This is a genomic window from Silvania confinis (genome assembly GCF_025564085.1).
Taxonomy (GTDB): Bacteria; Pseudomonadota; Gammaproteobacteria; order Enterobacterales; family Enterobacteriaceae; genus Enterobacter; species Enterobacter confinis.
Genome location: NZ_JAMGZJ010000077.1, coordinates 332,435 through 341,698 on the forward strand (window position 1 = coordinate 332,435; position 9,264 = coordinate 341,698).

A 9,264-nucleotide genomic window follows, 5' to 3' on the forward strand; every position below is an offset into this window, starting at 1 on the left:
CCTCATCCTAACCTTCACACCACAAGCATGAGCGTTATTCACGGCTAAAGCTTATCCAGCAACTTCTTCACATCTTTGCTGTTTTTCGAATCTTTGTTTTTCTCGGCCCAGTCTCCCAGCCGCCGCTTCGCTTCATCCTGCAGATGTTTACGCAGCAGCTGATCCACTTGGAGGCTGTAGTTCAGCGCCTGCCAGTTGCCGTAGACGTTCAGCGGGATTGGCGTCTCTTTCAGGAAATCGATCAGCTTCCCTTCGCCCAGCCAACCTTCCAGCACCCGGATTTTAAAGCGAGTGTTGGCCGTCTCTTTCACCAGGTCGAGCTTACCGTCGCCTTCGAGGGTCAGCATCGGTGAGTTGCCCTGCATGTTATCCAGCGCCAGCTGACCGTTGTTGAGCGACAGGTCGGTCACGAAACTGTCCAGACGGGTAGCGTTGTCAAAGTTATCCTGCACTTTGACGTTACTGCTGCGCTCGACCGCCTGCTGGACTAACTGCTGGAAGTTAAGGCCTTCCATCCGGGTGTTGCGCATGTCGATGTGCGCATCGCCCTGCCAGCTGCGACGGAACGCTTCGGCATCGATCTTGCTGCCCGCAAAATCCCCCGCCATCGTCAGGCTGCCGGTCAGCGAGATCGGATAGTCGAACGCCTTCAGAATGGTACCGATCTCAATATTGTCGAGACGCGGCTGGAAGGCCGCCTGGGCGTTGGCTTTACGCACGTCCAGCGTACCGGGCAGCGACAGATGCCCCTGCCCCATCTTACCGCTCAGTTCAGTGATAGTCAGAAGCCCGTTGGCGTTGCTCATCTGGCTGCTTACCTGGGTGAAATCCATTCCCCGCCAGCGCACGCTGTTCGCCTTCAGCAGAATGTCAGCATCAAAGCCGCGCAGACCGTTGTAGTCCGGCTGGTCGAGGTTAGAGGAGATCACCGGGCGCGTCTGCTTCGGTTGCTTTTGCCCCTGCTGGGTCGCCTCGCGATCGGCCGCTGAGACCGCCGCCTGCGCCGGGAGCAAGGTTTCCAGATTGAGCTTGTCGAACTGCAGGTCAATGTTCCACTGCGGTTCGTTGCTCAGGATCACGCTGGCCTGGCCGGTCAGTGCACTGTCATTGGCCTGCAGATTGAGCTTATTGAGTTCGAGCTTTTTATGCTCCTCCTGCCACTGCGCCTGCAGATCGCCCTTGCCGGTGATGCCCTGGGTCGGCAGATCGGCACCGGTCAACTGCCAGCTAAGCTGCTGGATATCTGTGCTCAGCAGATGCGGGTAATCAGAGGCATCGACGTTGGCATGGAACGCGATCGTCAGATCGCGCTGATTGCGGTTCACGCGGGCGCTGAATTCGAGCGTGCCCTTGTGGTGTTCGTCCTGCTCCATTTGCAGGTTGAGATTGCGCACCGTGACCTGCTCGTCGTCTTCATGCTGGAACACCAGCACGCTGTCCGCCACTTTCAGGCGGCCAATATCAAACGACCAGCCGGTATCTTCGGCTTTGTCAGGCAAGGTGTTTTCGCGCGGTGCTACCGGCGCATCAACATTGCGCACCGCCTCGGTTTGCGGGGTGAGCTGGATCACCGCCCCTTTCAGCATCACCTGGTTGACCTGCAACTGGTGCGACAACAGCGGGAGCAGCGCCACATCCAGACGCATATTATCTGCGGCAATCACCGCCGCAGAAGCGCCCGGCGCAGTCAACGACATGCGCCCGGAAAGAATGCTGAGCTGCGGCCAGACGTGCCAGCGCAGCGGCCCGTCCAGTTTCAGCGTGTAGCCACTACGCGCCTCAACCTGACGCACCATGTAGGCACGAAAGTCGTTGGGATTAACCAGCAGAACCAACGCTGACAGGCCAGCAACCAGCACAACCAGCAAGATCATCAGCGTGGTCAGAACTCTTCTCATGGCTTCCTCTGTGCGCCGGGGGGTCAGTCTTTATCGATACGACTGGCGACTGCACCTTGCTGGTCGCGGTATTTGGCATCCTGACGGCGGTTGTACGGACGCACCGCCGGATTGCTTAATGGCTCGAAACTCAATGCGCCAATCATCATGCCGGGACGCAGGGCCAGAGGCAGTTTACCGGCGTTGAAAAATTCCAGCACGATGCGGCCGGACCAGCCGGGATCGATACGGTGTGCGGTGACGTGGACCATCAGTCCAAGACGCGCCAGCGACGAGCGCCCGTCAAGCCAGCCCACCAGATCCGCAGGCAGGGTGATCGACTCAAAGGTCACTGCTAAGGCCAGTTCACCCGGATGCAGGTAAAAAGCCTCGCCATCAGCCAGCACAATTTCGTCGCTCATCACGCGTTCAAGCGCAGCGCTAACTTCGTCTTTTGGCCCGCTCAAGTCAATAAAGGGGGCGGTATGGCCGCTAAAGGTACGAAACTTATTGCCCAGACGCACATCGACGGTCACGCCGTTAATCCGCTCTACCGGCGGGCGCGGGGTGATTACCAGACGGCCTTCGTCCAGCCAGGCTTCAATATCTTGGTCACAAAGACGCATGCCACTTTCTCCTTTCGTGCACTGCGCCCTCGGGCAAACCCTGCCAGAGGGCGAACGCGGTTATCGTTGAACGGTACACAATTTGCGCGTGTTATTCAAAAAACTGGCTGATTTTCGCTTTCAGAATATCAATCGCGATGCGGTTTTTACCCCCGCGCGGCACGATAATGTCGGCATACTGTTTGGATGGATCAATAAACTGCAGGAACATTGGACGGACGGTTTTCTGATACTGCGCCATCACCGAATCCATTGAGCGGCCGCGCTCGTTGACGTCGCGCTTGATGCGGCGCATCAGGCAGATATCCAGCGGGGTGTCGACAAAAATCGAGAAATTCATGGATTCGCGCAGGCGAGCGTCGGTCAGCAGCAGGATCCCTTCGAGGATAATGACCTTTTTCGGCTCAATGCGGACGGTGTCCTGAAGACGGGTGTGTTCCACATAGCTATACACCGGCAGCTCAATGGCGATGCCGTTCTTCAGAGCCTGAAGATGCTGGAACAGCAGACTGTGATCCATCGCACTTGGATGGTCGTAGTTGGTTTTAACACGCTCTTCCATCGACAGATGGCTTTGATCTTTGTAATAGCTGTCTTCTGGAATGACGCCGATGTGCTCATCACCGACCTGTTCACGTAATTCACGGTAAAGCGTACTGGCAATGAGACTTTTACCTGAAGCCGATGCGCCGGCGATGCCTATAATGACGCACTGATGAGACTTATCAGTCATAAATTTTGCGACCTGAGTAACCTGGATGTAAGGAAGGACGACGCCTGAGCGTCAAACCCGTCAATTATAGGGATTTCGCGGGCCCGATACCAGTCGAATAGGCAGGTATTGCGAGACGCGTTCAAAGTGCGCGCGAATTCCCCCTGACGCAAATTTAAACGTTCAGTTTTAACGCGTTAAAGATGAATTTTTTGCAGGATAAGTATTTAATAACCCTGCGATGTCAAATTATGAGCGGTCGCCATATTAATTGTAAATTGTTTGTACTAGCATGATCGAAATTAAAAAATGAACGCGTCCGGAGTTGACTCCTGGCGGCACGGCGTCTTCGGATAAGCGGTAATGAATAAAAAATACCAGCGCGTTTTGGTCACTACGCCCCATCCTTTACTACGGCTTGTCAGTCTTGGTTTACTTACCTTTATCTTTGCCCTTTTCTCACTCGAATTAACGCGTTTCGGAACATTTCTCGCACCTTTGTGGTTCCCGACCGCCATTATGATGGTGGCGTTTTATCGCCACGCCGGGAAAATGTGGCCGGGCATTGCCCTGGCGTGCACCTTAGGTAATCTGGCGGCCTCATGGATGCTCTTCTCCTGGGAGATGATCAATCTGTGGTATGGGTTGATCAACGTTCTCGAAGCCTGCGCTGGCGCCCTGTTACTGCGCAAACTGCTGCCCTGGTATAATCCGCTGCAAAATCTCGGGGACTGGATCCGCCTGGCAATCGGTAGCGCCCTGATCCCGCCGGTATTGGGTGGCGTGCTGGTTTATTTACTGGCGCCGGGCGATGCGCCGCTGCGCAACTTTTTTGTGTGGGTGCTTTCAGAGTCCGTCGGTTCGCTGGCGCTGGTGCCGCTGGGCCTGCTGTTCAAACCGCACTATCTGCTGCGTCATCGCAACCCCAAATTGCTGTTAGAAACGCTGGTCACTATGGTCATCACTATGGTGCTGAGCTGGATCTCGCTGCGTTTTCTGCCGTGGCCTTTTACCGCCATTATCGTGCTGCTAATGTGGAGTGCGGTGCGCCTGCCGCGCCTTGAAGCGTTTCTGGTGTTCCTGGTGACGGTGATGATGGTCTCGCTGATGATCGCCACCAACCCGATCCCGCTGGTGACGCAAAATGCCAGCGCGATGGTCAATGCCCCGTGGCTGCCGTTCCTGATGATGCTGCTCCCCGCCAACGTGATGACCATGGTGATGTATGCCTTCCGCGCCGAGCGCAAGCACATCACCGAGAGCGAAGAACGCTTCCGCAATGCGATGGAGTATTCCGTTATCGGCATGGCGCTGGTCGGTATCGAAGGCCAGTGGCTACAAGCCAACAAAGCCTTGTGCCAGTTCCTCGGCTACAGCCAGTCCGAACTCCAGTCACTCTCCTTCCAGCAGATGACCTGGCCGGAAGATCTGCATAACGACATGACGCAGCTGGACCGGCTGCTCAGAGGCGAGATAAACAGCTATTCACTGGAGAAACGCTACTACACCCGCAACGGCGAAGTGGTCTGGGCGCTGCTGGCCGTGTCGCTGGTGCGCCACGCCGACGGCACGCCGCTCTACTTTATCGCCCAGATCGAAGACATTAACGATCTTAAGCATACCGAGTGGGTCAACAAACGTCTGATGGAGCGGATTACGCTGGCCAACGAAGCCGGTGGCATTGGCATCTGGGAGTGGGATGTTAAGCCGGACGTGATCAGCTGGGATAAGCGCATGTTCGAGTTGTACGAGGTGCCTGCGCACATCAAACCGACCTGGCAACTGTGGCACGAATGCATGTTGCCTGAAGATCGCGCCCAGGCCGAACAGGTGGTACGCGACTCGCTGGCGGCCCGCACTCCGTTCAAGATTGAGTTCCGCATCCGGGTGAAAGACGGCGTGCGCCACATCCGTGCGCTGGCAAACCGGGTACTGAATAAGCAGGGTGAAGTGGAGCGCCTGCTCGGCATCAACATGGACATGACCGAGGTCAAAGAGCTGAACGAGGCGCTGTTCCAGGAAAAAGAGCGTCTGCACATTACCCTCGACTCCATCGGCGAAGCGGTGCTCTGTACCGATATCAATATGAACGTCACCTTTATGAACCCGGTGGCAGAAAAAATGAGCGGCTGGCTGCAGCATGAAGCGCTGTCCCAGCCGATCCTCTCGGTGCTGCACATCACCTTCGGCGATAACGGCCCGCTGATGGAGAATATTCACAGCGGCGATATGTCGCGTACTGACATGGAACAGGACGTGGTGCTGCACAGCCGCAGCGGCGGCAGCTACGACATCCACTACAGCATTACGCCACTGAGCACCCTCGACGGGCAGAATATCGGCTCGGTGCTGGTGATCCAGGACGTCACCGAATCGCGCAAGATGCTGCGCGAGCTGAGCTACAACGCCTCTCATGACGCCCTCACCCACCTGGCAAACCGCGTCAGTTTCGAAAGCTATCTCAAGCGAATGCTGCAGACCGTGCAGGAGACGCGTCAGCGCCATGCGCTGGTGTTTATCGATCTGGATCGCTTTAAAGCCGTCAACGATACCGCAGGTCACGCGGCGGGCGATGCCCTGCTGCGGGAGCTCTCCTCGCTGATGCTGAGCATGTTGCGCTCCAGCGACATGCTGGCGCGTCTGGGCGGAGATGAATTTGGCCTGCTGCTGCCGGACTGCAACACCGAAAGCGCACGCTATATCGTCGGTCGCCTGATTACGGCGATCAACGAGTATCACTTTATGTGGGAAGGCCGGCTGCACCGGATTGGTGCCAGCGCCGGGATCACTCAGATAGACGATCGTAACCACCAGGCGGCCGAAGTGATGTCGCAGGCCGATATTGCCTGTTACTCCTCCAAAAATAGCGGTCGCGGAGTGGTGACGGTCTATGAGCCGCAGCAGGAACGGATGCAGAACGCGCAGGACGCGATTTCGCTCGATGAGCAGTGGCACATGATCAAAGACAACCATTTGTTGATGATCGCCCGCAGCGTCGCCTCCCCGCGGATTCCGGAAAGCAGCAACTTCTGGATACTGTCCCTGCGTCTGTGGACCAGTGAAGGAAAGATGCTTGAAGAGCAGGCCTTCCGCGCCGGGCTGGCCGAACCTGAACTGATCCACGCTCTCGACAGACGTATTTTGCAGGAATTTTTCCGTAATTTTGCCGCGCCGCTGACCCATAAAGGCATGGGCGTGGCCCTGCCGCTGTCGATGGCCGGACTGGCCAGCATCACGCTGGTGGATGAGCTGCTGGAGATGCTCGACAAAAGTCTGCTCCCGTCGCGTCTGCTGCACCTGGTGGTGCACGTCAGCGTGCTGACTCAGGCGGATGACAAACTCCGCATGAATCTGCAGAAGCTGCGCCATGCCGGGTGCCGGATTGTGCTCAGCCACGTCGGGCGCGATATGGAGGTGTTTAACCACCTGAATAGCCACATGGCCGACTACCTGCTGATCGACCCGGAACTGGTGATCAACGTCCACGGCAATTTGATGGATGAGATGCTGGTGACCATTATTCAAGGCCACGCCGTGCGGCTGGGGATGAAAACCATCGCCGGGCCAAGCAATCAGCCCATCATGATGGATACCCTCTCCGGGATTGGCATCGACTATATCTTTGGCGACACCATTGGCGAACCGCAGCCGCTGGAACTGCTACTCAATACCAGCTATTTCGCCATCAACTGACGGCGTCCAGCCCTCGGTGTACCAGATGTGCAGCAGGGCATAAGAGCGCCACGGCTGCCAGCGCGTAGCATAGCGGCGGATTTGCGCGGGGGTCATCCCGGCAAAGCGCTGTTTAATCAGATAATCGTCCGGTAAGAAGACATCTTTCGCCTGCCAGCCGCGCAGAGCAAAATAGTTTGCCGTCCAGCGACCAATCCCCGGCCGGGTTTGCAGGGCTTTCATTGCGCTTTCAATATCACTCGGCGTCTGCGCCGGAAACTGCCCCGCTACCGCCGACTGTGCCAGATGGATCAGCGATTCCGCCCGCTTGACCGGCATTCCCAGCGCTTTCAGCGCCATAGGGTCGGCCTGCGCCAGTGCCGCCGGGGTCGGAAAACAGACGTAGTCGGTCTGCGCAAGGGGTTCGTCATACTGCGCCGCCACCCGACCCGCCAGCTTCGCCGCCATCGACACGCTGACCAGTTGTCCAAGAATGGCGCGCACGCCCTGTTCGAACGCATCCATTGAGCCCGGCAGGCGCAGACCGGGCCGCGCCTCACCGAGATCCCCGAGGGTCTCTAACACCTGCTGTGGATCGCAATCCAGATCGAACAGGCGGCTAATACGCTCCAGACACAAATCGGCGACCGGCAGCAGGCCTTCGCTCAACGTCACCTGTAACGCGCAGGCCTGCAAATCCGGCGTCACGCGGATCAGCCCGCGGTGCCCTTCGCAGGCAAAACTGCGCGTGTAGTCCGTGGCGGTGACGGTTTCCACACCGGCAACAGCACGGGCGGCGAGAAAATCTAACATCCATTGCCAGTCATAGGGTGGCTGCCAGCTGAGGGTAAACATGGTTGCTCCTTTTAGGTGTTATCACAGCATAAACGGACTTAGGCGGTTGTGCCTTGCTTTCATATTCCTGTTGTCGCCAGCCTGACATTTCGCTAAAGTCTCGCCCCTTCTCAATGGCATGGGGATCCTGCAGTGTTTATTGGATTTGACTATGGCACCGCCAACTGTTCCGTTGCGGTGATGCAAAACGGGCAGCCACAGCTGCTCAAAATGGAAAACAACAGCACGCTGCTGCCGTCGATGATCTGTGCGCCGACCCGCGAAGCGGTGAGCGAGTGGCTGTTCCGCCATCATCAGGTTCCGGCCACCGGCGCGGAAACCCAGGCGTTGCTGCGCCGCGCGGTGAATTTCAACCGCGACGAAGATATCGACGTGACGCCGGCCAGCGTGCAGTTTGGCCTGTCGTCGCTGGGTCACTATATTGAGGATCCGGAAGAGGTGTACTTCGTTAAGTCACCGAAATCGTTCCTCGGTGCCAGCGGTCTGAAGCCGCAGCAGGTGGCGCTGTTTGAAGATCTGGTCTGCGCCATGATGCTGCATATTCGCCAGCAGGCGCAGTCGCAGCTGACGGAAGAGATAACCCAGGCCGTGATTGGTCGCCCGATCAACTTCCAGGGGCTGGGTGGCGATGAGGCCAACCAGCAGGCGCAGGGTATTCTTGAACGCGCCGCCCAGCGGGCCGGTTTCCGCGATGTGGTGTTCCAGTACGAACCTGTTGCCGCCGGTCTGGATTTTGAAGCCACCCTCAGCGAAGAGAAGCGCGTGCTGGTTGTCGATATCGGCGGCGGGACCACCGACTGTTCATTACTGCTGATGGGCCCGCAGTGGCGTCAGCGTCGCGATCGCGAAACCAGCCTGCTGGGACACAGCGGCTGCCGTATCGGCGGTAACGACCTGGATATCGCGCTGGCCTTTAAGAGCCTGATGCCGCTGCTGGGTATGGGCGGACAGACTGAAAAAGGCACCGCGCTGCCGATCCTGCCGTGGTGGAACGCCGTCGCAATCAACGACGTCCCTGCGCAAAGCGATTTTTACAGCGTTGCCAATGGCCGTTTCCTCAACGATCTGGTGCGCGATGCGCAGGACGGCGACAAAGTGGCGCTGCTGCATAAAGTGTGGCGTCAGCGCCTGAGCTACCGCATGGTGCGCAGCGCCGAAGAGAGCAAAATCGCGCTGTCAGACGCCACGGAACACGCGGTCACTCTGCCGTTTATAAGCGATGAACTGGCCACCGCCATCAGCCAGCAAGGGCTGGAGGCAGCGCTTGCACAGCCGCTGCAGCGCATTCTGGAGCAGGTTCAGCTGGCGCTGGATAACGGCAACCAAAAGCCGGATGTGATCTACCTGACCGGCGGTAGCGCTCGTTCACCGCTGATCAAGAAAGCGCTGGCGCAACAACTGCCGGGCATTCCGATTGCCGGGGGCGATGACTTCGGCTCCGTCACCGCCGGACTGGCCCGTTGGGCGCAGGTGGTTTTTAGCTAGTGTGCACATGCCGGGCGGCGCTGCGCTTGCCCGGCCT

At 57.9% G+C, this 9,264-nt stretch carries 6 protein-coding genes; 2 read left to right on the plus strand and 4 right to left on the minus strand.

Translation table 11 applies throughout. The features are described from left to right. Positions 1–44 precede the first annotated feature (44 nt). The 3 genes from asmA to udk form a co-directional block, all read right to left on the minus strand. A complete protein-coding gene (gene asmA, locus M8013_RS15685) occupies positions 45–1,898 on the minus strand; it encodes an outer membrane assembly protein AsmA (RefSeq protein ID WP_271268720.1) in 1,854 nt (617 codons plus the stop codon). 23 nt (positions 1,899–1,921) lie between these two features. After that, entirely contained in the window at positions 1,922–2,503 is a 582-nt protein-coding gene (gene dcd, locus M8013_RS15690) for a dCTP deaminase (protein WP_271268721.1), read from the minus strand. Between the two features lie 91 nt (positions 2,504–2,594). After that, on the minus strand, positions 2,595–3,236 hold the full coding sequence (gene udk / locus M8013_RS15695) for a uridine kinase (RefSeq protein WP_271268722.1): 642 nt from the start codon (positions 3,234–3,236) through the stop codon (positions 2,595–2,597). Positions 3,237–3,578: 342 nt separating this feature from the next. Here udk and M8013_RS15700 point away from each other — a divergent pair, with 342 nt between their 5' ends. Continuing rightward, positions 3,579–6,908, plus strand: coding sequence for a diguanylate cyclase (locus M8013_RS15700; protein WP_271268723.1), 3,330 nt, complete (start codon positions 3,579–3,581; stop codon positions 6,906–6,908). On the opposite strand, the gene alkA is transcribed toward M8013_RS15700, so the two are convergent. Then, positions 6,876–7,742, minus strand: coding sequence for a DNA-3-methyladenine glycosylase 2 (alkA, locus tag M8013_RS15705; RefSeq protein ID WP_271268724.1), 867 nt, complete (start codon positions 7,740–7,742; stop codon positions 6,876–6,878). The two genes, M8013_RS15700 and alkA, sit on opposite strands and share 33 nt — an antisense overlap. Before the next feature lie 132 nt (positions 7,743–7,874). On the opposite strand from alkA, the gene yegD reads away from it, so the two are divergent. Next, a complete protein-coding gene (yegD, locus tag M8013_RS15710) occupies positions 7,875–9,227 on the plus strand; it encodes a molecular chaperone (protein WP_271268725.1) in 1,353 nt (450 codons plus the stop codon). The last annotated feature ends 37 nt before the right edge of the window (positions 9,228–9,264 follow it).